This window comes from Pantoea sp. EKM20T (genome assembly GCF_011800485.1).
Classification (GTDB): Bacteria; Pseudomonadota; Gammaproteobacteria; order Enterobacterales; family Enterobacteriaceae; genus Pantoea; species Pantoea agglomerans.
Genome location: NZ_JAALFW010000003.1, coordinates 199,572 through 223,510 on the forward strand (window position 1 = coordinate 199,572; position 23,939 = coordinate 223,510).

At 54.8% G+C, this 23,939-nt stretch carries 29 protein-coding genes; 12 read left to right on the forward strand and 17 right to left on the reverse strand.

What is annotated here, in order from left to right; translation table 11 throughout:
* Positions 1-38 precede the first annotated feature (38 nt).
* On the forward strand, positions 39-323 hold the full coding sequence (locus HFD94_RS06885; RefSeq protein WP_010245485.1) for a helix-turn-helix transcriptional regulator: 285 nt from the start codon (positions 39-41) through the stop codon (positions 321-323).
* A gap of 105 nt (positions 324-428) precedes the next feature.
* On the opposite strand, the gene HFD94_RS06890 is transcribed toward HFD94_RS06885, so the two are convergent.
* Positions 429-794, reverse strand: a complete 366-nt coding sequence (locus tag HFD94_RS06890) for an MmcQ/YjbR family DNA-binding protein (RefSeq protein WP_010245482.1) — start codon at positions 792-794, stop codon at positions 429-431.
* A 101-nt stretch (positions 795-895) separates the two neighbouring features.
* Between HFD94_RS06890 and HFD94_RS06895 the strand changes: the two genes are divergently transcribed.
* Positions 896-1,906 carry a UV damage endonuclease UvsE gene (locus tag HFD94_RS06895; RefSeq protein ID WP_154210609.1) on the forward strand — a complete coding sequence of 337 codons (1,011 nt, stop codon included), beginning with the start codon at positions 896-898 and terminating at the stop codon, positions 1,904-1,906.
* Here HFD94_RS06895 and HFD94_RS06900 read toward each other — a convergent pair.
* The 3 genes from HFD94_RS06900 to HFD94_RS06910 form a co-directional block, all read right to left on the reverse strand.
* Positions 1,899-2,762: an SDR family oxidoreductase gene (locus tag HFD94_RS06900; RefSeq protein WP_167432939.1), complete on the reverse strand. Its 864-nt coding sequence runs from the start codon at positions 2,760-2,762 to the stop codon at positions 1,899-1,901. The two genes, HFD94_RS06895 and HFD94_RS06900, sit on opposite strands and share 8 nt — an antisense overlap.
* Positions 2,763-2,826: 64 nt before the next feature.
* Complete coding sequence (locus tag HFD94_RS06905) at positions 2,827-3,675, reverse strand: manganese catalase family protein (RefSeq protein ID WP_033757528.1); 849 nt, start codon at positions 3,673-3,675, stop codon at positions 2,827-2,829.
* 289 nt (positions 3,676-3,964) lie between these two features.
* Positions 3,965-4,222: a biofilm development regulator YmgB/AriR family protein gene (locus tag HFD94_RS06910; RefSeq protein ID WP_022625723.1), complete on the reverse strand. Its 258-nt coding sequence runs from the start codon at positions 4,220-4,222 to the stop codon at positions 3,965-3,967.
* A 540-nt stretch (positions 4,223-4,762) separates the two neighbouring features.
* Between HFD94_RS06910 and HFD94_RS06915 the strand changes: the two genes are divergently transcribed.
* A complete protein-coding gene (locus HFD94_RS06915; RefSeq protein WP_010245468.1) occupies positions 4,763-4,987 on the forward strand; it encodes a hypothetical protein in 225 nt (74 codons plus the stop codon).
* 111 nt (positions 4,988-5,098) lie between these two features.
* Here HFD94_RS06915 and HFD94_RS06920 read toward each other — a convergent pair whose 3' ends face one another.
* Positions 5,099-5,350, reverse strand: a complete 252-nt coding sequence (locus tag HFD94_RS06920) for a hypothetical protein (protein WP_033779254.1) — start codon at positions 5,348-5,350, stop codon at positions 5,099-5,101.
* 335 nt (positions 5,351-5,685) lie between these two features.
* On the opposite strand from HFD94_RS06920, the gene umuD reads away from it, so the two are divergent.
* The 4 genes from umuD (at position 5,686) to HFD94_RS06940 (ending at position 8,604) form a co-directional block, all read left to right on the forward strand.
* Complete coding sequence (gene umuD / locus HFD94_RS06925) at positions 5,686-6,105, forward strand: translesion error-prone DNA polymerase V autoproteolytic subunit (RefSeq protein ID WP_010245460.1); 420 nt, start codon at positions 5,686-5,688, stop codon at positions 6,103-6,105.
* A 2-nt stretch (positions 6,106-6,107) separates the two neighbouring features.
* On the forward strand, positions 6,108-7,376 hold the full coding sequence (umuC, locus tag HFD94_RS06930; RefSeq protein WP_010245457.1) for a translesion error-prone DNA polymerase V subunit UmuC: 1,269 nt from the start codon (positions 6,108-6,110) through the stop codon (positions 7,374-7,376).
* A 151-nt stretch (positions 7,377-7,527) separates the two neighbouring features.
* Entirely contained in the window at positions 7,528-7,803 is a 276-nt protein-coding gene (locus tag HFD94_RS06935) for a hypothetical protein (RefSeq protein ID WP_122888921.1), read from the forward strand.
* 186 nt (positions 7,804-7,989) lie between these two features.
* Entirely contained in the window at positions 7,990-8,604 is a 615-nt protein-coding gene (locus HFD94_RS06940) for a TetR/AcrR family transcriptional regulator (RefSeq protein WP_022625720.1), read from the forward strand.
* A 551-nt stretch (positions 8,605-9,155) separates the two neighbouring features.
* Here the strand turns inward: HFD94_RS06940 and HFD94_RS06945 are convergent.
* The 4 genes from HFD94_RS06945 to HFD94_RS06960 form a co-directional block, all read right to left on the reverse strand.
* Positions 9,156-9,428: a hypothetical protein gene (locus tag HFD94_RS06945; RefSeq protein WP_022625718.1), complete on the reverse strand. Its 273-nt coding sequence runs from the start codon at positions 9,426-9,428 to the stop codon at positions 9,156-9,158.
* A gap of 443 nt (positions 9,429-9,871) precedes the next feature.
* Entirely contained in the window at positions 9,872-10,102 is a 231-nt protein-coding gene (locus tag HFD94_RS06950; RefSeq protein ID WP_010245445.1) for a YgdI/YgdR family lipoprotein, read from the reverse strand.
* Between the two features lie 15 nt (positions 10,103-10,117).
* Positions 10,118-10,351 carry a YgdI/YgdR family lipoprotein gene (locus HFD94_RS06955; protein WP_010245442.1) on the reverse strand — a complete coding sequence of 78 codons (234 nt, stop codon included), beginning with the start codon at positions 10,349-10,351 and terminating at the stop codon, positions 10,118-10,120.
* A gap of 367 nt (positions 10,352-10,718) precedes the next feature.
* Positions 10,719-10,922 carry a hypothetical protein gene (locus HFD94_RS06960; RefSeq protein ID WP_003848989.1) on the reverse strand — a complete coding sequence of 68 codons (204 nt, stop codon included), beginning with the start codon at positions 10,920-10,922 and terminating at the stop codon, positions 10,719-10,721.
* A 189-nt stretch (positions 10,923-11,111) separates the two neighbouring features.
* Between HFD94_RS06960 and HFD94_RS06965 the strand changes: the two genes are divergently transcribed.
* From HFD94_RS06965 to pdxY, 4 genes are all read left to right on the forward strand, one after another.
* Complete coding sequence (locus tag HFD94_RS06965; RefSeq protein WP_010245432.1) at positions 11,112-11,426, forward strand: MliC family protein; 315 nt, start codon at positions 11,112-11,114, stop codon at positions 11,424-11,426.
* Positions 11,427-11,451: 25 nt separating this feature from the next.
* The gene (gene pdxH, locus HFD94_RS06970; protein WP_122888919.1) at positions 11,452-12,108 is read left to right on the forward strand and encodes a pyridoxamine 5'-phosphate oxidase; all 657 of its coding nucleotides are present in this window, start codon (positions 11,452-11,454) and stop codon (positions 12,106-12,108) included.
* A gap of 140 nt (positions 12,109-12,248) precedes the next feature.
* On the forward strand, positions 12,249-13,523 hold the full coding sequence (gene tyrS / locus HFD94_RS06975; protein WP_122888918.1) for a tyrosine--tRNA ligase: 1,275 nt from the start codon (positions 12,249-12,251) through the stop codon (positions 13,521-13,523).
* Positions 13,524-13,579: 56 nt separating this feature from the next.
* Positions 13,580-14,440 carry a pyridoxal kinase PdxY gene (pdxY, locus tag HFD94_RS06980; protein ID WP_010245428.1) on the forward strand — a complete coding sequence of 287 codons (861 nt, stop codon included), beginning with the start codon at positions 13,580-13,582 and terminating at the stop codon, positions 14,438-14,440.
* A 32-nt stretch (positions 14,441-14,472) separates the two neighbouring features.
* On the opposite strand, the gene gstA is transcribed toward pdxY, so the two are convergent.
* Together gstA and dtpA are read right to left on the reverse strand one after the other, a co-directional pair.
* A complete protein-coding gene (gene gstA / locus HFD94_RS06985) occupies positions 14,473-15,078 on the reverse strand; it encodes a glutathione transferase GstA (RefSeq protein ID WP_062757567.1) in 606 nt (201 codons plus the stop codon).
* Between the two features lie 151 nt (positions 15,079-15,229).
* Positions 15,230-16,726: a dipeptide/tripeptide permease DtpA gene (dtpA, locus tag HFD94_RS06990; RefSeq protein ID WP_010245419.1), complete on the reverse strand. Its 1,497-nt coding sequence runs from the start codon at positions 16,724-16,726 to the stop codon at positions 15,230-15,232.
* Positions 16,727-17,395: 669 nt separating this feature from the next.
* Between dtpA and HFD94_RS06995 the strand changes: the two genes are divergently transcribed.
* The gene (locus HFD94_RS06995) at positions 17,396-18,091 is read left to right on the forward strand and encodes a CTP synthase (RefSeq protein ID WP_010670071.1); all 696 of its coding nucleotides are present in this window, start codon (positions 17,396-17,398) and stop codon (positions 18,089-18,091) included.
* A gap of 39 nt (positions 18,092-18,130) precedes the next feature.
* On the opposite strand, the gene HFD94_RS07000 is transcribed toward HFD94_RS06995, so the two are convergent.
* The 6 genes from HFD94_RS07000 to rsxG all read right to left on the reverse strand — a co-directional run bounded on the left by HFD94_RS07000 (position 18,131) and on the right by rsxG (position 23,938).
* Positions 18,131-19,474: an enolase C-terminal domain-like protein gene (locus tag HFD94_RS07000; RefSeq protein ID WP_033786232.1), complete on the reverse strand. Its 1,344-nt coding sequence runs from the start codon at positions 19,472-19,474 to the stop codon at positions 18,131-18,133.
* Positions 19,452-20,795, reverse strand: coding sequence for an MFS transporter (locus tag HFD94_RS07005; RefSeq protein WP_167432940.1), 1,344 nt, complete (start codon positions 20,793-20,795; stop codon positions 19,452-19,454). The genes HFD94_RS07000 and HFD94_RS07005 overlap by 23 nt, the downstream gene beginning before the upstream one ends.
* Positions 20,796-21,052: 257 nt before the next feature.
* Positions 21,053-21,772: an HPP family protein gene (locus HFD94_RS07010; protein ID WP_010670074.1), complete on the reverse strand. Its 720-nt coding sequence runs from the start codon at positions 21,770-21,772 to the stop codon at positions 21,053-21,055.
* Positions 21,773-21,979: 207 nt separating this feature from the next.
* On the reverse strand, positions 21,980-22,612 hold the full coding sequence (gene nth, locus HFD94_RS07015) for an endonuclease III (protein WP_010245402.1): 633 nt from the start codon (positions 22,610-22,612) through the stop codon (positions 21,980-21,982).
* Positions 22,609-23,313 carry an electron transport complex subunit E gene (locus HFD94_RS07020; RefSeq protein ID WP_010245400.1) on the reverse strand — a complete coding sequence of 235 codons (705 nt, stop codon included), beginning with the start codon at positions 23,311-23,313 and terminating at the stop codon, positions 22,609-22,611. Before HFD94_RS07020 ends, nth begins: the two co-directional genes overlap by 4 nt.
* A complete protein-coding gene (gene rsxG / locus HFD94_RS07025) occupies positions 23,306-23,938 on the reverse strand; it encodes an electron transport complex subunit RsxG (protein WP_122888916.1) in 633 nt (210 codons plus the stop codon). Before rsxG ends, HFD94_RS07020 begins: the two co-directional genes overlap by 8 nt.
* Position 23,939: the final 1 nt, after the last annotated feature.

The window sequence follows — 23,939 nt, forward strand, 5'->3', positions numbered from 1 at the left end:
GGATAGCCGGGCGCACCGTTTAGAGGAGATGTTAAACGATGAGTAAGAAATCAGTTGCGTGGACGACGGCCCGCAAAGAAATTTTATCTGATCCGGCTGTTCGCGAACATTACGAGGCCGAAGTTCGGGCAGAGCACCTGCGCGAGCAGTTAGCCAAATGGCGGGAAAGCGCCGGAATGACCAGCGCTCAGGTCGCGGAGGCGCTCGGTGTCAGCCCGTCGGCAGTGTCACGCACCGAGCGTCGCGCAGATAAAGCCACAGTTGAAACACTCGCCCGCTATGCCCGTGCCTGTGGCGTTGAAAATCCCCAGATCTCTCTTTGATTGAGAGATGACGGCAGGTGCCAGAACAATGCTGGCCCTGCTATTTATCTTGCCTGCTATCAAGCAAACTTTCTTTCCGGTGCACACGCATCCCCTCCACGGGTTTTATCCCACCCAGGCCGGGCGGCGCGAGGCGGGTATACCTTTAACCACACGCTGATACGAATCCTCAACCAGCTGCTGAATCAAGCCAGGCGAGAGGTCGTCACCGGGATAGGCCGTGATCCAGTGACGTTTATTCATATGATAACCGGCGGTGATCGAGGGATAGATCACCCGGTGCAGCTCCGCCTGCTGCGGCTCGCATTTCAGGGTGATAATCGGCACACCCCGCAGTTCGGTCAGCAGTAAAAACACTTTTCCACACACTTTATAGACCTGATGTTCCGGCCCGAATGGATAGCTGCATTCAGCGGCGGGCAGCCGCTCAGCCGCTTCAATGGCGATGCGCTGGATCTCATGGCCCTGCATAGTGAGTCTCCCTGTAATTATTCAGCCTGAGTCTGCGGCCCGCGACTGGCTGGTCGCCAGGGGCCTGTTACACTTCTGATAAGCATAAATCAGGAGCAGACATGAAATTAGGCTTTGCATGTAAGTATCTCAACAGCGATGGCAAACAGTTTTTCCCGCTTCGCGCCACCACCCGTAAACGGTTTCTGAGTTTATCGCACGATGAACGCAATCAGCTGATCTATGAGATTACCGTCACCAACCTCAACAATCTCTACCTGACGCTTGAGCATCTGGCCACCTTACCTGAGCCACTCAGGATGATGCGTATTGGCAGCGATCTGTTACCGCTCTATACGGTTCCCGAGGCCACGCCACTGTTCACCGAATTTCTGCCTGAACTCTATCCGCTCTTTGCCCGCTGTGGCGAGCTGGCGCGGGCGCATCACATCCGTCTCTCATTCCATCCAGGACAATATACCGTGCTCGCCTCCGATAATCCCGATGTGGTGGTGCGCGCGCTGGAGGATGTGGAGTATCACACGCTCTGCGCCTGTCTGATGGGATATGGCAAGACCTTTCAGGATTTTAAAATCAACATTCATATGAATGGCAAGGCGGGATTCGACGGCTTCAAACGGTCGTTTAATCAGCTCAGCCCGGAAGCGCGGCGGATGCTGACGGTGGAGAATGATGAGATCTCCTGCTCGCTGGATGACGTGCTGCAGGCAGCACCGCTCTGTCCGGTGGTGCTGGATATTCACCATCACTGGGTAAAAGAGAGTGAGTTTATTCAGCCGGATGACGCGCGTGTTGCCAGAGTGATCGATTCGTGGCGCGGCGTGCGGCCGGTGCTGCACTATTCGATTTCGCAGGAGGGGATGATTCCGCAGGAGGGCTGGCCCGATCAGCAGCAGCTGGGCGTGAGCAAAAGCAAGCTGCGGGCGCACTCTGACTACTTCTTTAACCCGACGCTGAATGCATGGGCACTGTCGTTTCAGGATTTCGATATCATGTGCGAAGTGAAAATGAAGAATCTGGCGCGGGAACAACTCTACCAGTGGGGGATAACACAGAAGCTAATAGCTAATCCCCTGGCCGAAGAGACCAGGGAATCGGCGAACGTTAAATAATGGCCACACCGCCCGTCACGGCGATGGTCGCTCCTGAAATGTAGCTGGCTTCGTCACTGGCCAGCATCACATAGGTTGGCGCCAGTTCAGCAGGCTGACCGGCACGCTGCAGCGGCACTTCGCTGCCAAAGTTCTTCACCTGTTCAACCGGCATGGTCGACGGGATCAGTGGCGTCCAGATAGGGCCGGGCGCGACCGCATTGGCACGGATACCTTTTTCAGCCAGTAAGGCTGCCAGGCCGCCAGAGAAATTAATAATGGCGGCTTTGGTGGCGGAGTAGGCGAGCAGCTTCGGTTTCGGCTGGTCAGCATTGATCGAGGCCGTATTAATGATCGATCCACCAGCAGGCATATGCCGTGTTGCCGCTTTAGTGATGTAAAACATCGCGTAAAGGTTGGTCTTCATGGTCCGGTCAAACTCTTCGTCGCTGATCTCATCCAGCGATTCGCGCGTCATCTGATACGCCGCGTTGTTCACCAGAATATTAATCTCACCAAAGGCTTCGACGGCTTTATCGACCAGGGCGTTGCAGTGTGACGCCTCAGTAATATCGCCAGGCACCAGAACCGCTTTCTGTCCCGCTTCTTCAACCAGCCGGGCGGTATCCTGCGCATCCTCATGTTCATCAAGATAGGAGATCAGGACATCGGCCCCTTCCCGGGCAAAGGCAATAGCGACAGCCCGGCCAATGCCGGAATCGCCACCGGTAATAATGGCTTTTTTCCCCGTGAGGCGGCCGGAGCCCTGATAACTCTGCTCGCCGTGATCGGGCTGAGGCTGCATAGCCGCGGTAGTGCCAGGCCAGGTCTGCTGCTGCTCTGCAAAAGGGGGTTGTGGACGCTGAGTGGATGACATGACTATTCCTCCGTCAAAAGGTGGGACAAGCCTGTCAGGGCATCAAACCCTGACAGGCGAGTCATTACAGTTTCGGTGGTGTGACGCCGTCAATCTGCTCAGACTGCGCACCAGAACCGGGACGCGCATTGCCGAGCAGCGGCTCATCACCCAGAATCTCTGGCTGCTGTTTCGCGCTGAACTGACCATGGCCATCGTAAGCCGGGCCACTGCTCCAGCGACCTTCCGGCAGCGGTTTATCCAGCGAAGTATTCAGACAGTAGTAAGAGTGCTCCTGCGCCTCATGCTCCTGCGGGAAGCTGTTCGGGATCGGCAGCGACGCGTTCAGTCCGCCCATCTCTTCGATCACCGCCAGCCACTGCTGCTGGTGCATAGTGTCACGGGCGATCAGGAAGGAGAGGAAGTCCTTCATGCCCTTGTCTTCCGTCATGTTGTAGAGGCGGGTAGCCAGTACGCGGCCCGTGGCTTCTGCGGTGACGTTAGCCAGCATATCGGCCGCCACGTTGCCGGACGCATAGATATGACTCATGTCAAAAGGCATGCCGTTGGCGTTAACCGGCATCGCTGCCAGACCGGAAGAGAGGATATGGCGCGGGTTCATTCCACCCAGAATTGCATTAACTACCGGATCTTTCGCTGACGCTTCCTGGTAAGAGAGCGGGGCGCCTTCAAGGTTAAGCGCCACGGCGTAGCCCAGCATTTCGATATGGCTCAGCTCTTCGGTAGCGGTCGAGATCAGCAGATCACGAATCCGCACATCACCGCGCGCGCCCATCGCCTGGAAAAAGTATTGCATCGCTACACGAATCTCACCTTCGACGCCGCCGATGGCCTGCTGGAGCAGCATGGCAAATTCTGGATCGGGTTTCTCTACACGAACCGGGAATTGAAGTTTTGATGAATGATGAAACATGATTATTTTCCTCGTCTGTGTTTGCAGTGGATGCAGAAAAAGCCTGGACACAGATATCGGATAAATAAAGCGAAACGACAGCAATTAACCGGAATTTCAGGTTGAATAAATGGCGAAAACGGTGTTTTCCGGAGCTATATCTGGTCCGGTGGGGCAGGCAATCTTAGCGGTGAGAAGGGGACAAGTGATTCAGAGCAGGAGGAATAAAAAAAGCCCCATAACAGGGGCTGATTCCGGACGGGAAAAGCATCCATGCTAATTCGCGTTCCCTCATAACAGACACAGATTTTTAGCTGTCGCTGGTCGCCGAAGCGCGCTGCAGAACATGTTCAAGCGCCTGACGGTAAATATCCTGCTTAACCACGTCACGCTCACTCTCCAGGCGGTGAATCAGGCCCAGCACAATGTCTTTATCGGAGACATGGGTTTTCGCATGGGCGAGTTCGGCATGGACTGCGGCGATAACCTGTTTTTCAGTGGTCAGCGCTGTGCCAGAGTTCATGAAGTAATCAGAAATCTGAGACTCTGTATTCATCGTTGTTTGCATGTCAGGCCTCATAAGAAATGGGGGGAAGAACGCGTCGATTCAGATCCGGTCACCGGCTGACGCAAAAAAAAATGCATCTGAAGGTGGAAATCCACAACACCTTCAGATGCGGTGCAAAGCACCTTTCGTTACAAGTGATTTAACATCACGAGACAAAGTTATACAAGAATCGCAAAGTTGTACAATGAAATTTGACAAAATTTAACTGGTCGGTGATGTATGTAAAAAGCATGTTTAAAATGAAAAAAGAGGTTTTCGATGGTTAATTGAATAAATACAATGTGTTGGTGAGGTTTTCAGAGGGGTGGCGATTTTCAGACCAGCAGGCTGGGGATTGTGCTGACGACACATCAATGCGTTAAAATCGCTTTTTTCCGCAGATTTCAGCCAAAGTTGTACAGGTTTCAGCGCTGGAAAAGTGGCGGGTGCGATTGTGCTGCTGCAATCCTGGCCGTCTGACAGGCCATGCCGCATAATTCACTTCCCACGCCTGATGCAGAAGGCTAAGGTTGACCCCTTATTTATCACAAGGAAATGATCATGGTTCACGACTATTTCGCAATTCCGCCTGCGGGCATGACTCAGGAACAACATAAACGTTCGGTCGCCGTGGCTGCTGCTCTGTCAGTGGCAAAAGAGTCCGTCAGCGCCTCCACCTCTGCAACCGGCTCAAAAACCGCCTGGGATCTGCAGGCCGTGGCGAATGAAGTTGCTAATCTGGCCGACGCGATTCAGGATGCGCTGGAGAGTGACAGCGAGGTGTAAACACTAACCGGTATCGTCTGAGGCTGCTGTGGAGGCGGTGCAGGACAGGGCGGTGGCAGCGTTCAGGAGCCGGTAAAGTCCGGCAAAATCGGACGCTGCCGGAAAGTCCGCTTATTCCATTGCGGGTGGTTCATATTTAATATACTGACGCAGGGCATCATGGATAGCCTGGTTATTGCCCTCTTCCAGACCGCGTTCGGCATACTCTTTCGCCAGCGCCGCCAGTACATCGTCAAACTTCCCTTTGTAATTGAGATTATTCAGCGCAATTTGCTGACCGAGTATCGCTTTTAATACCGTAGTCTCAACCGTTAACTGCGCAACTGCCTCTTCCAGATGTTTGATTCGATCGTCGTCTGCCATAATCCCTCCATGCTTAAAAAAGCAGAATAACCAGCCCGCCCGTAATATTCAAACCTCTCCGAATGCCAGAGAAGCGTTGTCAGATTTTCCTTAAGTAAAAATAATCAGCCGGTGAATTTATAAGATTCTTTACTGTAAGAAGAAATCGACGATATTCCGGCGGTGCGGCGAAAGTAACCCGTTTCTGCTTACTCTGACGGCAATGCGAAAAAACGTTTAAAAAAAAGTGCATTACCATCAACCCTTTCGCTTAAAGATGTTCCATGTCACTTGATTAAAAGGGGGATTAGCTATTACTGTGTTTATATACAGTAATCTGAAAAAGGAGCGAAATTATGGAATTCATTAAACCTGCGGACATTCGTGCCGTTATGCCTTTACCGCTATATATCGAACGTGTGCCGTGCGGGTTTCCATCCCCGGCGCAGGATTATGTCGAACAACGTATTGATCTCAATGCGCTGATGGTTCAGCACCCCAGCGCCACCTATTTTGTCCGGGTCAGCGGCGAGTCAATGATTGAGGCGGGCATCAATGATGGTGACATGCTGGTGGTCGACAGTTCACTCACCGCCTCACACGGCGATATTGTGGTCGCCGCGGTCGAAGGTGAATTCACCGTTAAACGTCTCCAGCTTCATCCCTGCCTGCAACTGATGCCGATGAATACCAAATTTAAACCGATCGCTATCCAGACCGAAGATGCGCTGGAGGTGTTTGGCGTTGTGACCTTTGTTATTAAAGCGACCCACTGACCATGTTCGCGCTGGTCGACGTAAACAGCTTTTACGCGTCGTGTGAGACCGTTTTCCGGCCTGATCTTAAAGGTAAACCGGTAGTAGTGCTGTCGAACAACGACGGCTGCGTGATTGCGCGCAGCGCCGAGGCAAAGAAAGTCGGCATCAAAATGGGCGCGCCCTATTTTAAGATGCGTGAAGAACTAACGCGTCACGCGGTGCAGGTCTTCAGCTCAAATTATGCGCTCTACGCCGACATGAGCCATCGGGTGATGACCATACTGGAAGAGATGGCGCCGTCGGTGGAGATCTACTCGATCGACGAGGCCTTTATGGATCTCACCGGCGTGCAGAACTGTATGGCGCTGGAGACCTTTGGTCGCCAGGTCAGAGAACGAATAGGCAAAGAGACCCATCTGACCGTGGGCGTCGGCATTGCACAGACCAAAACGCTGGCCAAGCTGGCGAATTTTGCGGCCAAAAAGTGGAGCAAAACCGGCGGCATTGTCGACCTGTCGGACCCTGAACGACAAAAAAAGCTGCTGGCGCTGATTGATGTGGCGGAAGTCTGGGGCGTGGGTCATCGGATCGGCAAACGGCTCAACGCCATGGGCGTCATGACGGCGAAAGATCTGGCCGATCAAAGCACCGAGGCCATCCGCAAACAGTTCAGCGTCGTGCTGGAGCGCACTGTCAGAGAGCTGCGTGGCGAATCCTGCCTGGAGCTGGAGTCAGTGACGCCGGTAAAACAGCAAATCATGTGTTCGCGCTCGTTTGGCAGCCGTATCTCCGACTACGATCAGATGCGCGAGGCTGTCTGCGCGTATGCCGAGCGCGCGGCGGAGAAGCTGCGCCGTGAGAATCAATATTGCCGTCAGGTAGGGGTATTTGTGCGCACCAGTCCGCATGCGACTGACGAACCCTTTTATGGCAATCAGTCGATGGAGCAACTGCTGATTCCGACGCAGGACACACGCGACATCATCAGAGTTGCAATGGCGTGCCTGGATAACATCTGGATTGAGGGACATCGCTATATGAAGGCCGGCATCGTGCTGGGGGATTTTTTCAGCCAGGGCGTGGCTCAGTTTGATCTGTTTGACGAACATCAGCCACGCCGCAATAGCGAAGAGCTGATGAAGCTGATCGACACAGTCAACAAGCTCGGCAGCGGGAAGCTGTGGTTTGCCGGGCAGGGGATCAACAAAGCCTGGTCGATGAAACGCGAGATGCTGTCGCCTGCCTATACCACCCGGATAACCGATCTGCCTGTGGTTGCGCTTAAGTGAAGGCTGACCCGATGTTCCTCTGCTGCTGAAGCCGCGGCCTCTGCTAAAAGCTTTTTTTATCACGCGATTAAAGTGGCGGGAAGTTATGCTTTGCCTGACCCGATGAGTAGTTTTTCATCGGGTATTTTAAGCAAATTACCAGGTAAATATAATGGATTTCAGGAAGTTTGAAGCCAGAGTGATGCTCTGGCCCGCAATACATTTCACAGCAATCATAAAATCCCGCCATCATGACGAATATGAGATTTATGCGATCGACGATAACAGCAATATAAAAAACCGACTCTTTGTATGTTTTGCTGACAATGAAAACCACGCCAGCCTGCTTATTAAGCAATTTACGTTATGGCTGATAAAAATAAACGCGCTGAAGCGCAGCCAGCAGCGGGAAAAAGGCCGCACAGAGACAACATCCTTATCTGAATGAACCGCGTCCGGCTTGCACCGCAGACCAGACGGCGGCTGGTCAGACAGCGGCGAATCATATTAATGCGTCCGGGAAATAACGGGCCGTCTGCGCGTGACGGGTGACGGGCGGCCTGGCTTGTTACCCGCGCCTGGGATAGAATCGCCATTGATTTTGACAGCAACACACCTCCCCAGGCCGGTAACAATGACCACGACAGCCACAACGTATAAAAACAAAGAGCGGGGACGCCCCAGAGAGTTCGGGATCGAACAGGCTCTGGATCACGCCATGATCGTTTTCCGGCAGAAAGGGTATCACGCGGCCTCAATGAACGATCTGGGTGAGGCGATGCATCTCTCCGCAGGCAGCATCTATAAGGCGTTTAAAGATAAGCGCTCGCTCTTCCTGCTGGTATTCGAACGCTATCTGTTGCTGAGAAATAGTGAGTTGCACCGTCGTCTGGCACCCTGTGCCAGCGGGCGGGGGAAAATAACCGAGCTATTGCAATTCTACCTGGATTCGGCACGTGCCACAGAAGGGCGTTGCGGCTGTCTGGTCGTCGCCAGCGCGATTGCGCTGCAGACGATGGATCAGCCACTCGCGCAGCGCATTGATGAGGTCGTTCAGCGTAATCAACGCTTCCTGGTCTCGCTGCTGGAGCTGGGGCAACAGGATGGATCTATCGATAACACGCTGGACAGCGAGGCAGCAGCCGGTTTAATTCTCTGTATTGCTTTTGGATTGCGGGTGGCAGGTAAGGTCAGCGATGTGACTAACGAAGAAAAGACGCTGGCGCTGGCATTGAAAGTACTGGGGTAACCTGCTAAGGCTGCTCAATCAGTAAACAGACTTCCCGGACCGGGGCTTCCGGACAGAGAAATTCTGCACTCTCCTTTCCCCTCATCTGATTATGTGCCAGGCTTTCACGCTTTATCCTGTAGCGAAGAAAATTAAGGCGCGTTTCGTGAAAACTTCAATCTTACTGACACTCGTGGCAGCCATTGGCTGTTCTGTTTTTGCTGCCCGTGGTGGGTTTGAAACCCCTACAGCGAAACATCCAAAAACGCTGCAGGTGACTGAAAACGGGGAGCCGCTGACGCGCTGACCGTGAAGACAGGCGGAGAGAAGCCGACGAGGACCGGTTAACGGCCAGATGGCCGGCCGATGAGTGCAGAGCAATAGCACTCATCAATCTGCGTGGAAGCCGTTTCAGGCGGACGCAGGAGCCGGGTGCAGAGCGTTGCAATTCACGTTCTGGTCACGTTCTGGCCGAAATGCACTATTCCACTGCCACGCTGGCCCGGCGTCTCTGGCTGTGAGGCCAGGTGCGTGCCCGGCACCCTAAAAAAACAGCAATGGCCCGCACATAACTAACGATAATCTTTAAGATTAACCGGCGCCTGTCCGGTCTCGACCAGCCAGTTTAATTCGGCACGGTCGCGCGTTGAGGATTCGATAAAACCTTTGAGCCAGTTGCGCGCATCGGCAATCTGCGTGACCCGCTCATCGTTGCGCTCCTGTTCGGCCATTTCGCTCAGCTGGCGAATCAGTGCTACCAGCGTAATCTCCTGTTCGTCAAAAGCCAGATTAATTGCAGCTTCACCAAGAATCATATGACCCGTTGTTTTGTCGTGATAAACCATCTGCACCCTCCTGATTAAGTAGCGATATAAAGAGTCTAGTTAAAGGCGCTCTGGACTAAAAGGTGGGAAACAGCAGGGCGCTATGATTAAAATTTACCGAAAATAAAGTGAACCTTTAATCGAGGCGGTAAACCACTCATATCAAAGCATAAAAACAGGCTGAGGTTTTTTGTGAGAAATAAGATGAGCTATTATGCTGGTTAAAAAAGCTGGGAGTTGCCGGAAATTCAGATAAGGGCGGAACAGCGCATTTCGTTATCAGATTATTATCTGCACCACTATCCGCACGGTTGCCTGCCATATTATGGCCACGCCGTAGCGGATATTTCTGATTTATAAACCACCGGGGAATAAAACCAGGACTGTGCACCACTTCGTGCCAGGCGCAGACAAAAATAAAGCCGCCCATGGGCGGCTTTATTCATCGGGTAACAGCGATCAGATTATTTCTTCGGTACTTCAGAGACCGCTTTAACGTCCGCTTTATTAATCTGCTGCTTCACGCCATTTGCATCGGTATAAGCCAGCAGGCCGGCATCCGATTCAGAAGGCTTGCCATCACTAATAATGGTGCGTCCATCGTTAGTCTGAATCGCATAACTGGTACGGGTGCAGCCGGTTAATACGGTCATACCAATCAATGCGGCGAGAGGTAAAATCAGCGCTTTTTTCATCTTATTCACCTTATATTAGTTGTCGAGTTCACTCATATTACTGATCTCATTACGATTGATCTGCTCAGTTTTTCCTGTCTGAGCATCGCGGTAAGAAACCAGACCAGTATCTGAATCAATCTGCGGTTTGCCATCGGTGACAATCGTGCGGCCATCGGTGGTCTTAATCGACTGGTTTGAGGCACAACCTGCCAGCGTACCTAAAGAGAGAGCCAGCAACGCAATGGCTGACAGGGATTTCATTTTCATTTTTTCTGCTCCATGAAGTATATCCGAACGTTTACAGCATAGTCGGCTTTATCAGGTTTGCTGGCCCTGTCGCGTCTCGCTGCCTGTTTTTTAAACAAAACCGGAGTGTGTGGTGCTGATTAGGAGGTATGACGGCGTGAAATAGCATTTATTGCAAATGTACCCAGCCGTTCTGTGCCATTTCAGCAGAGGATGCGCTGTACCGAAATAAGATCGATGCTGATGCGGGAAATAAGCACGGCAGCCAGAGCGGATATTTCCGTAAAAGCCAGAATAGCTGTGCGGAAATAGTCAGCATGTGGGTGAATGTCTGGCGGGATTCACAGGTCCGATACCCTGAAGACTATCGGACCCGTGGAGAAGGGGATCAGAGGATGGAGTCTTCGCCCGCTTTGGCGGCCGCTTTTTCTGCTTTCATGGCGCTGACCGGGTCTGATGCGCTCAGCCAGCGGTCAAATTTCTGGTAGGTGTCGATAAAGGTTTTAAAGTAGCTGCTGGCGATGGTGGCATTCTCTTTGTGGTTCATAAACGCCACTGCCAGCTTAAATGCATCTTCGTTATCAAATTTCATGTTTGTCTTCCTCGCTTAAGATCTATAGAGCGTAGCCTGAGAACGCGGCCTGTGCATTCAGACAACCGTCTGAAAAGGCGCAATAATTCAGCCTGACTGACAGCATCTGCCAGATTGGCGTGGATTCCCACTTACTTCGCGCGCAATCCTTCTTATAATGCCAGCTTCACTCGTGAAGGAGACCCGCTTATGTTGAAAGGATTAACCGTTGCCGCGGTGCTACTGCTGTCAGGCTGTAGCCTGATGCATAAACAGCCGCCGTCGCCGCAGACCCTGCACTATCGCTGCGGAACCATGCCCCTGACCGTGACGCTGGACGAGGCGCAGCAGCAGGTCAGTTTCATCATGGATGGGCAGCCTCTGACGCTGAAGCAGACGGTATCCGCGTCCGGCGCACGCTACAGCGATAACACCTATGTGTTCTGGTCCAAAGGAAACGGCGCATTTATCGAACGTAACGATAAAATTGTCGTGAATGATTGTGAGCTGCAACCTGCCAGCTGACTTGTTATCTGAATAGGCGAGCATTATGAGCGACAGCGAAACGCTATACACCATTGCCCATCTGCGGCGTGAATATACCCGCGGTGGATTGCGTCGTAAGGATCTGCCGGACGATCCGATCGCGCTATTTGAACAGTGGCTAAGCCAGGCCTGCGAGGCAAAACTGCCCGATCCTACCGCCATGACCGTGGCAACCGTGGATGAGCAGGGCCAGCCATGGCAGCGTATCGTGCTGCTGAAGCACTACGATGCGCAGGGCATGGTGTTTTACACCAACCTCGGCAGCCGTAAGGCGCTGCAGCTGGCGCACAATCCGCGCATCTCTCTGCACTTCCCGTGGCACTATCTGGAGCGTCAGGTGATGGTGCTGGGTGAAGTGGAAAAACTGTCGCCCCTCGAGGTGCTGAAATATTTCCACAGTCGTCCGCGCGACAGTCAGATTGGTGCCTGGGTGTCGAAGCAGTCAAGCCGTATTTCGGCACGCGGTATTCTGGAAGGAAAGTTCCTGGAGCTTAAACAGAAGTTCCAGCAGGGCGAAGTGCCGCTGCCCAGCTTCTGGGGTGGCTACCGGGTGAAATTTCACACGCTGGAGTTCTGGCAGGGTGGCGAACATCGTCTGCACGATCGTTTCATCTATCAGCGCGATCACGACGGCTGGAAAATCGACCGTCTGGCACCCTGAATCTGCACGATTCGCCCCTATCAGCGCTGGCACAGAAAGCGTCAGCGCTTTATGCTATAGCCCTGATTTTTTTCGATTCCGCAACTCAGCGGAAAGCTGTGTACCAGCATAGGTGCAGTCTGATCAATTTGGAGTCAGTAATGACCAGCAGTAACCTGATACAACAATTGCAGGAGAGGGGCCTAATCGCCCAGGTGACGGATGAAGACGCGTTAACAGAGAAACTGGCGCAGGGGCCAATTTCGCTCTATTGCGGCTTTGACCCCACTGCTGACAGCTTGCATTTGGGCCATCTGGTACCGCTGCTCTGCCTGAAGCGTTTTCAGGATGCCGGCCACAAGCCGGTGGCGCTGGTCGGTGGTGCAACCGGCCTGATTGGTGACCCGAGCTTCAAAGCCGCAGAGCGTAAACTTAATACCAGTGAAACCGTCAACGAATGGGTTGAAAAGATCCGCCAGCAGGTGGCGCCATTCCTCGACTTCGATTGCGGCAGCAACAGCGCCATCGCTGCCAACAACTACGACTGGTTTGGCGGCATGAACGTGCTGACCTTCCTGCGTGATATCGGCAAGCACTTCTCTGTTAACCAGATGATCAACAAAGAAGCGGTGAAGCAGCGTCTGAACCGTGACGATCAGGGCATCTCCTTTACCGAGTTCTCCTATAATCTGCTGCAGGGCTATGACTTCGCCTGTCTGAACGAGCTGCACGGTGTGTCGCTACAGATTGGCGGTTCTGATCAGTGGGGCAACATCACCTCCGGTATCGATCTGACCCGTCGTCTGCATCAGAACCAGGTCTTTGGCCTGACCGTTCCGCTGATCACCAAGTCTGACGGCACCAAATTCGGTAAAACCGAAGGCGGCGCAGTCTGGCTGGATGCGAAGAAAACCAGCCCGTACAAGTTCTATCAGTTCTGGATCAACACCGCAGATGCTGACGTCTATCGCTTCCTGAAGTTCTTCACCTTCCTGAGCATGGAAGAGATCAACGCGCTGGAAGAAGAGGACAAAAACAGCGGTACCGCGCCACGTGCGCAGTACGTGCTGGCTGAGCAGGTGACGCGTCTGGTGCATGGCGAAGCCGGTCTGTCGGCGGCGAAACGCATTACTGCCAGCCTCTTCTCCGGATCCGTGAGCGAAATGACCGAAGCCGATTTTGAACAGCTGGCGCAGGATGGTATGCCAACTATCGTGCTGGGCACTGACGATGATCTGCAGCAGGCGCTGGTGAAAGCAGAGCTGGTGCCGTCCCGTGGCCAGGCGCGCACCATGATCGGCTCCAATGCCGTTTCACTGAACGGTGAAAAGCAGTCCGATGCGGAATACCGCTTCAGCGACAGTGACAAACTGTTTAACCGCTATACGCTGCTGCGTCGCGGCAAGAAACATTACTGCCTGATTAACTGGCAGTAAGATTTCAGGGCCGGTTTCCGGCCCTTTTTTATGGCAAGGCAGGACAGGGCAAACAAGTGAAAAATATTTTAGCGATTCAGTCGCACGTTGTTTTTGGTCACGCTGGTAACGCGGCGGCTGAGTTTCCGATGCGCCGTATGGGCGCAAACGTCTGGCCGCTGAATACCGTGCAGTTTTCCAACCATACGCAATATGGCCACTGGACCGGCACGGTGATGCCTGCAACGCATTTAACCGACATTGTTAAAGGCATTGCTGACATCGACCGCCTGAAGACCTGTGACGCGGTCCTGAGCGGATATCTGGGCTCGGCAGAGCAGGGCGAGCAGATTCTGCAGATTGTCCGTCAGGTCAAAGCGGCCAACCCGAATGCCTGGTACTTCTGCGATCCGGTCATGGGCCATCCGGAAAAAGGCTGCATCGTGGCGCCGGGTGTGGCGGAGTTTCACTGTAAAATGGCGATGCCTGCCAGCGACATTATCGCTCCGAACCTGCTTGAACTGGAGATGCTGAGCGAGCGCACAGTCACAGACGTCGACGCGGCGGTAGACGCTGCGCGGGCACTGATTGCCCAGGGACCACGCGTGGTGCTGGTGAAGCATCTGGCGCGTGCGGGTCGTCGCAGCGATCGCTTTGAAATGCTGCTGGTGACGGCGGAAGATGCCTGGCACATCAGCCGTCCGCTGGTCGATTTCGGTGTCCGTCAGCCGGTCGGCGTGGGCGATCTCACCAGCGGTCTGCTGCTGGTTAATCTGCTGCACGGCAAATCATTGCAGGATGCGCTGGAGCATGTCACCGCAGCGGTATACGAGGTGATGCTGAAAACCCATCAGATGGGCGAATATGAACTGCAGCTGGTGGCGGCACAGGATGCCATCGCCACGCCGACGCAGCACTTCGCGGCAGAAAAACTGTAACGCATCAGGGCCGGATAACCGGCCCTGTTGACTCAGGCTAAGCCTTCCGCTTTAAGCGCCGCCTGCACCGCAGGACGTTCCGCGACACGATCAAACCACGCGCCCAGCGCCGTAAAGCCGGATAAATCCAGTCCCAGCGCTTTTGCCCAGCGCGTCACCACAAACAGATAGGCATCCGCCACGCTGAAATGCAGCCCCATCAGCCACTGTTTGTCGCGCAGTGACTCATCGACATAGCGGAATTTTGCTTCCAGCTGGTTGCGGGTCTGCGCTTTCACCTCATCGGAGTAACCGGGACGAAACAGTGGCCCAAAGCTTTTATGCAGCTCACTGCCGATGTAGCTGAGCCACTCTACGGTGTGATAACGCGTCAGGCTGCCAACCGGTGCCAGCAGATGGCGATCGGGCTTAAGATCCGCCAGGTACTGAACAATGGCGACGCCTTCCGTCAGCACAGAACCGTCGCTGAGCTGCAGCGCGGGCACCTGGCCTTTAGGATTGATTTGGCGGAAGTCATCGCCCCGTTCAGTGATTTTTGTGGCCAGATCAACACTCACCTGAGTGAAGTCGAGTCCGCATTCACGCATAACAATATGGGGTGAGAGAGAGCAGGCACCCGCTTTGCAAAACAGTTTCATGACCAGGTACTCCTTGTTGCAATGGGATCCTTGCATAGTAAAGAGTCAAAGCGGGATTACCAGTGACAAAGATCAGGGATCTGCGAAGGGCGTTGCGGCAAGCCATAAAAAAAGCCGGGCAGAGCCCGGCTTAGCTGAAGTGCAGCGTGAATTACGCCTGCACGTTATTTTTTTTCGCGTCAGGATCCTGCGCCATGCGGTTCAGCATCGGCGCCGTAATCAGCATCAGCAGGGCGATCACCGCCGTCACGATACCAATCTGCTGGAATACGCGGCTGTAGGTCGCCAGCGAAATCAGTGGATCGGTAACGTTTTCAGGCACGGCCATCAGGTTTGCCACTTTACCGGCGATCACCGCCGCGCCAGCGGTAGTCAGGAACCAGGAACCCATGATAAAGCCCATCAGACGCTGAGGCACCAGCTGTGCCACCATCGCCAGGCCGAGGCCAGAGATCATCAGCTCACCGATACTCTGCAGCGCATAGCTCAGGATCAGCCAGTTAACGGAAACGATACCGGCATCGCTGGCGAACTTCGCACCCACCGGCAGCACCAGGAACGCAGCGGAGCAGAGCACCATACCAAAGGCAAACTTGTGCGGCATCGGCAGTTTATCGCCCAGCTTGTTATAGAGCGCCGCCAGCAGCGGACTGGCCAGCATAATCCAGAACGGGTTCAGCGCCTGGAACTGCTCGGGGGCAAAAGTAATGCCGAGAATGGTGTGCTCAACGTTGCGGATAGCAAAGAAGTTGAGTGACGTTGGCATCTGCATATAAAGCACGAAGAACAGAATCGCTTCGACCATCAGCAGGAAGGCAACAATCATCTTACGACGTGCCGCACCCTGCAGTGCAAAGGCCTCTTTGGCAAACACCAGCACAATACCCAGGGCAATCACCGCCAGCACCAGTCGTGCGATAGACTGGTGATGCAGCATCCAGTTGGCCAGTGCGATCAGTACGACGATGCCGACCAGCGTCATCAGCAGTTTTCCGATCTGCAACGGAGCGAAATCGGGTTTAGAACCGTAATCCTTAACCATGCGTTTGCAGAACAGGAAGTTAAACAGGGTGATGATCAGACCGATAACGCACAGTGAGAAGGCTACGCTATAACCATATTTCGCCGCTAACCACGGTGTCAGCATCATTGAGAAGAGTGAACCGATGTTGATCGACATATAGAACATGGTGAAAGCACCGTCGAGACGCGGATCATCTTTGTCATAGCAGGTAGAGAGCAGCGAAGAGGGGTTTGCCTTAAACAGGCCGCTACCCACCGCGATGGTCGCCATACCGATGTAGACAATGCTGACGTTATGACCGGAGAACGCCACCAGCGCATAGCCCAGCGCCAGCACCAGGACACCCAGCACGATGACGCGTTTGGTACCCAGCACCTTATCACCGAGCCAGCCGCCAATCGCGACCAGGCCATACACCAGCGCACTGAATGAAGAGAACAGGGTAATGGAGTCTGATTCAGACAACCCCAGTTGCTTCACCAGGTAAACCGCCATAATGGCCTGCAGGCCATAGAAGCCAAAACGTTCCCATAACTCAATCGAGAAGATTAAGTAGAACGCCTTCGGCTGTTTAAACGCATTGAGACTGACAGCCTCATCAGTGTGTTTGTTTGCAGTTGACACATGTACCTCAGTTTTTTCATACCCTGTTTCGGGACAGGAATTAAGTCCGCGTCATGTGAGTTTTCCATGCGCAAGATTGTTATTAGAAGGGAAAAGCGGCGACTAATTTGGCTGATTACGGGCGGCAGGGCAAGAATTTTCTGACAACCCGCCCGACCCTGGAATGTTGGGTTAAAAAACTTATAGCAAACTGTTAATTGGTTTTTAATTTTGAGTGTAGGGAAAATAGCAGCGCATAAACGCTGGATAAGCGCCTCGCACTGGAGAGTATTAACATTAACTGCTAATGCGCGGTTAACCAGATAAATAGTTTGCTGAATGATAATCAGGCAGCACTAATGGCAGGTTGCTGGTTAATTCACAGTCAATCTGCCGAATTATCGGACATTACACGCCTGGCATTGCCGCAAAAAACGTCAAATGATGATCCTGTGCACAAACAGATGATTTATTTCAGAAAGGAAAAAAAGAAACCGGTTGCGTCGTCTCGTCTGACGCGGGAGCTGAGGGTGCTCGCAGGCGCAGGCAAGATAAAAATCAGCTCAGCCTGCCGGTGAAAAGCCGCCCGTGCGTGTTAAAAAACGTATCGCGATAATCCGCTTTCAGCTCGCCCTCGACAGAAAATTAACATTACTGTAACCTCTCCATTTCCCCGAGAAGGATCTGTTTATGTCGTCCCCCCTGCGTTTATCTCTGGTTGGTGACTACCGCGCCGATGCGGTTGCCCATCAGGCTATCCCCCTTGCTATTGAACGTGCTGCCCGCTGGCTGAATATCACCGCTGAAGCGGAGTGGATCGCCACTGACCGACTGGATGAGTCAGAACTGCAACTCAGCGACGCCGTCTGGGTGGTGCCCGGTAGCCCCTATCGAAATGATGCCGGCGTGTTTGACACACTCCGCTGGGTGCGTGAAACCGGAAAGCCTTTTCTTGGCTCCTGCGGTGGATTCCAGTATGCGCTGATCGAATATGCGCGCAACGTACTGGGCTGGCAGGATGCCAGTCATGCCGAGACAGACACCGAGGGAAGGATGGTGATTGCCCCGCTGAGCTGCTCGCTGGTGGAACAGCGCGGCGCGGTGAGGTTCGGACCCGGGTCACGCATTGCCAGAGCCTATGGCGCGCTGGAGAGTGATGAAGGTTATCACTGTAACTTTGGTGTTAACCCGGAATTCAGTGCAGCGCTGGGCGATAATACGCTGCGCATTACTGCCTGGGACAACGCGGGCGATGTGCGTGGCGTCGAGCTACCGGATCACCCATTCTATGTCGCCACGCTGTTTCAGTCGGAACGCGCCGCACTGCAGGACAAAGATTCTCCGCTGGTGATTGCCTGGATGCAGGCGGCGCTGGCGCAACGCTAAACGCGATCACCCTGTGACACTGTCACAGGGCGATGCTCGTCAGCGCAGCATGGCCGGGCGTTTTGCGTTAAAGGACCAGTTATCGATCAGAAACTGCATGCCCAGCGCATCGTTTCGGTTTTTATCCGGTAGCGAGTTGTAGAGTGCATGTGCCGCTTCAACCCGTTCCATATTCAGGGTAATCCCCAGCCCTGGCCCCTCTGGCAATTCCAGATAGCCATCCCGAATCTGCGGCGCATGCTGCGTCAGCTGCTGCCCATCCTGCCAGATCCAGTGGGTATCAAAGGCGGTCAGGCGATCACCGGGTGCGGCGGCCCCCAGATGCGCCACCATCGCCAGCGACACGTCAAAGTGGTTGTTTGAGTGGCAGCCGGTGGTCAGGCCCCACTCATGGCAGAGCTGCGCCACGGTGTGTGCGTTACGCATCGTCCAGAAGTGTGGGTCGGCCAGAGGAATGTCGATGGCATTCAGCTGCAGCGCATGCTGCAACTGTCGCCAGTCATTGGCGATCATATTCGTGGCAACCGGAATGCCGGTGGCCCGCCTGAATTCTGCCAGCGTTTCCCGACCGGAATAGCCATGCTCCGCGCCGCAGGGATCTTCCAGATAGGGGATGCGGCCCGCCAGCTGTTTGCCATAATAAATGGCCTCATCCAGCGACCAGCTGGCGTTGGGATCAACCGTTACCCGGGCCTGCGGGAAGCGCGCCAGCAGGGCGTTGACCGTCTCCACTTCCACTTCGCCGTGATGCACACCGCCCTTGAGTTTGAAATCGCGGAAGCCATAGCGATCCGCTGCCGCCTCCGCCAGCCGCACCACGCCTTCCGCGTCCATCGCTTTCTCATGACGCAGTTGCAGCCAGGCATCACCACCCGCGTGGCCCGCCTGATAGTTCATGTTGGTCAGATTACGGTCGGCGATATAGAACAGATAGCCAAGGACCGGCACCCGATCGCGCTGCTTGCCGCTGGCAAGTAACTCGGCCACCGGCAGATTCAGGTGCTGACCCAGCAGATCAAGCAGCGCCGCTTCAATCGCCGCGGTGGCGTTGTAAAACTTCTCCGGGTTCATCTGCGGAATATGAATATCGTCGGTATGCGCGGTCTGCTGGTGTCGTGCGTCGCTGGCAAACAGCGTGGCGATGGTGGCATTCAGCCGCAGGAGTTCGCTGCCCTCAATCTGCGGACGAAAGCGCTCAAGCAGCGCCAGCGTTGAAGCGTGACAGGGACTTTCGCCGACGCCGGTACGGCCAGCCGAGTCAGTCAGGATCACCAGGATACGGGTAAAGTAGCAGTTGTGTGCGCCGCCAATGTTCAGCAGCATGCTGTCATATCCGGCGACCGGCACTACCCGCATTGTTTTAATGACTGGACTGTCTGACATGTTGATTCTCCATAGGATCAAGGGAAGGCGGGGATGGCTTGCGGCGCAGCAGCAGCCACAGCCCGGTCAGCAACGAGACGCTGGTCAGGGCATAGAGACCGCCGGTAGTGGAGCCGGTCTTCATCTCCAGATAGCCAAACACCGTCGGCGCGAAGAAGCCGCCAAGGTTGCCAACGGAATTCACCAGCGCAATGCCCGGCGCGACAATCGAGGCGGGCAGCTCTCCCTGTGGCATCGGCCAGAAAAAGGTCGCACTGACTTTCGAGCCGATACAGGCCACGATCATCGCCAGGAAGCCAAACCACGGGGAACCCAGCGTGGCCATAAAGGTGCCGCAGGCCGCGACCAGCATGGCGAAACCCAGCGCTTTATCGAGCTTGTCGCGGTGGCGGTCTGAAAAGCGGCTCAGCAGATTAATAGCAATAATGGCGCACAGCCAGGGCACGGCGGTGAGAATGCCGATGCCAAAACTGCTGAAGCCCTGAATGCGCTGAATAATCTGCGGCAGCCAGAACACCAGCGTATAGCCGGTCATGGTCATAGTGAAAAAGATCGCGCAGAAGAACAGCAGGCTGCGATTACGTAGCAGCGACATTTTGCCTGGCTCGCGGTTAAGCTCGTCACGCTGCGTCTCTTCATTCTGCAGCTGCTGCACCAGCGCCTGTTTCTCCGCAGCACTCAGCCAGCGCGCCTCGCCAGGTCGTGACACCAGCACCCAGGCGGCGAGAATGCCGACCAGCACCGACGCACCGCCTTCGAGAAACATCACCCACTTCCAGCCTGCAATCCCCATGAAATTGTGCATCATCAGGATCGCGCCGGTGATGGGGCCGGAGAAGAGAAAGGCGCCAGCGGTGGCACTCAGCACCATCGCGGTGGCGCGGCCGCGCCAGGCATTGGGCACCCACTGACGAAAATAGAACAGCACGCCAGGAAAGAAGCCTGCTTCCGCTACGCCAAGTAAAAAACGCAGCAGGTAAAACTGGATCGGTGAGGTGACGAAACCGGTCAGGACCACCACCAGTCCCCAGGTAATCATAATGCGCGTCAGCCAGACGCGGGCGCCGAAGCGCTTCATCATCAGGTTGCTCGGCACCTCAAACAGCGCATAGCCGATAAAAAAGAGGCCCGCGCCCAGCCCAAAGGCCGCCGCGCTGATCCCGGCATCGGTGCGCAACTCCGCTTTGATAAAGCCAATATTGGCGCGGTCGATCTGGTTAATAATCAGCATCACCACCAGCATCGGGATGATATGGGTGAAGAACTTTTTGATGGCGGAGGCGATCAGCTCATCGTGCTGCGGGGACAAGGCGCTATCCATCGGTCTTCCTCGTGAGAAACGTAAAGAAGAGCAAAGTGTAGGGCGCTGAAAAGGCCAGCTCTATGGGCATCCGCCCAGGAGCCGATGGGCGTACGGCCTGGACGGTTGTGTTATCAGTATGTTACGGAGTGGCGTGGGCGAAGCGGCAGAGTAAAACTGTGGCAGCGATCAACTTCTCAGGACCAGGGTTGAGGGGAGACCTGAATGCCAGAAGTCGCGCCGACAGTGAAAGATGTAACAGTGCGGGCAGACAGGTTTCAGCCACTGAACTGACGGCGCTGGGCAATCTCTTCAGCACGCAGCAGCAGCGCCTGCAAATCATCCTCGTCAATATCCAGCAGTTCACCGTCCTGTAAAGCCTGATGCAGATCCGCACGCGTCAGCGGGACCGGCATGGCTACCGGATCGGGTTTAACTTCTTCCGGGGCCAGCGGATGCGGATAGCGACGACCGGCCAGATTATTAAACAGCAGAGCCAGCAGGGCCAGGGTCAGTGAGTTGAGCAGGATCGGCGTCAGGACAAAGTGATATCCAAGCTGCTGCACCGAAGGGCCGCCCAGAATAGCGGTCAGCGCAACGGCACCGCCGGGCGGATGCAGACAGCGCAGCTGGAACATTAACAGGATCGCCACACAGGCTGCGACGCCGCAGGCAAGGGCAGGATCCGGGATCAGCTGGCTGACGGTAACGCCCGCCAGCGCTGACAGGCTGTTGCCGCCGACGATTGCCCACGGCTGAGCCAGCGGACTGGCGGGCAAACCAAAGAGTAAAACCGCCGAGGCACCGACCGGCGCGACAAACCACAGGTTCAGTTCGCCCAGCACCCAGTGGCTCAGCAGGCTGGTCAGGATCAAGCCGATACCGGCACCCAGTCCGGCGATCACCACATGCTTTTTACTCACTGCCAGCGGATGTGGCCAGAGGCGCGCCAGAAACAGGCGCAGAGGATGGCTTCCGGCAGAAGCGCTTTTGTTCATTACTTTACTCACTGTGTCATAACATTTTCTTATCGTCAGGGGCGGCGATTTTCCATCATCAACATCAATGTAACAACCCGACAAACTGTACTGTTATTCGTACGAACAGGGAGAGCAGCGAAAAGGGGGATCGGGCAGGAGACGCGTTAGCAGAAGTGATCGCCGGATAATAAAAAACCCGCCGCAGCGGGTCTTTCATCAGTGCAATCACTCGACTTTGTCGGGATACTCGCAGAGATCTTCAATCAGGCAGGAGCCACAGCGGGGTTTACGCGCTACGCAGGTGTAGCGACCGTGCAGAATCAGCCAGTGATGGCAATCAACCTTATACGCCGCCGGAACCACCTTCAGCAGCTTCTGCTCCACCTCTTCCACATTCTTACCCGGCGCAAATTTCGTCCGGTTGCTGACGCGAAAGATATGAGTATCGACGGCAATCGTCGGCCAGCCAAAGGCGGTGTTGAGCACCACATTGGCGGTTTTACGGCCGACACCGGGCAGGGCTTCCAGTGCCGCACGATCTTCCGGCACTTCGCCGTTGTGCTGCTCAAGCAGAATGCGGCAGGTTTTAATCACATTTTCCGCTTTGCTGTTAAACAGGCCGATGGTTTTAATGTACTCCTTCACGCCATCCACACCCAGCGCCAGCATCGCGGCAGGCGTATTGGCCACCGGATAGAGCTTTGCGGTGGCTTTGTTCACGCTGACATCGGTCGCCTGCGCCGAGAGCAGCACCGCGATCAGCAACTCAAACGGCGTGCTGAAGTTGAGTTCGGTGGTCGGATGCGGATTATTCTGCTGCAGCCGACGGAGAATTTCGGTGCGTTTGGTCTGATTCACACCGGTTTCCCGACAGCGTCCTGAGGCGGCGCGGTTTCGGCCGCCTGAGCACGCAGTGCTGCCCGCTGTTTCATCTTCTGATCGATCAGATATTTTCCGGCCAGCATCATGCCCAGGCCGATAAAGGCGCCTGGCGGCAGCATCGCCAGCAGCATTGGCGAGTCGAAATGGACCACTTCGATACGCAGCGACTTCGCCCAGGGACCGAGCAGCTGGTCGGCACCGTTAAACAGCGTGCCACTGCCGATAATTTCGCGCAGCGATCCCAGCACCACCATGGCGCAGGTCGCGCCCATGCCGATGGCGAAGCCATCCAGCGCGGCAAGCGGGATGCTGCTTTTAGAGGCGACGGCTTCAGCACGGCCAACCACGATGCAGTTGGTCACGATCAGCGGGATAAAAATCCCAAGCGACTGATAAAGACCATAGGCATAGGCGTTGATCAGCATCTGTACGCAGCTCACCACCGAGGCGATGATCATCACATATATCGGGATACGAATTTCCGATGGCACCCAGCGGCGCGAGGCGGAAATAAAACTGTTAGTCAGGGTCAGCACCAGCGTGGTCGCCAGACCTAAACCCAGCGCGTTGGTGGCGGTTGCCGTAACCGCCAGCAGCGGACAGAGGCCCAGCAGCTGCACCAGCGCTGAGTTGTTCTTCCATAATCCACCGACCAGCAGGCTTTTAGCTTCACTCATTTGCGTCTCCACATACCGGTAACGAAGAGAGTCTCGCCGGAAGCGTTTTCATTAACAGCGCGGTGCGTTTGGTCGCATTGACCACCGCGCGTGGGGTAATGGTGGCACCGGTGAACTGATCGAATTCACCGCCATCTTTTTTAACCGCAAAAGCTTTATCCGCCGGACCATGAACCACTTTGCCATTAAAGCTGTTGATCCAGTCAGAGATACGCAGTTCGATCTTATCCCCCAGACCGGGCGTTTCGTGGTGTTCAATCACCCGCACGCCCAATACTTTACCCTGGAAATCGGCACCGACCAGCATCTGTATCGCACCAGAATAGCCGTCAGGTGCAGTCGTCTCCAGTGCAGCCGCGACCGGCTGGCCGCCTTTACGCGCCAGGAAGAGATGGTGCGGCGCACTGTTGCCCAGCGCTGCATCCGTGACAACGTAACAGTCCTGCTGGATGTTGTTGTCATAAAGCTCAACAGGCACCACCTGGTCCAGCAGGTTTTTCTGCTGCAACAGGGTCTGATGTTCCACCGTCGGCTTGGTTACCGTATTTACCACTGCCGTGGCGGCGGTAGTGATCGCAGCAAAAATCGCCAGCGTAACCCCGTTTTTGCGAATCGTCTCCAGCATC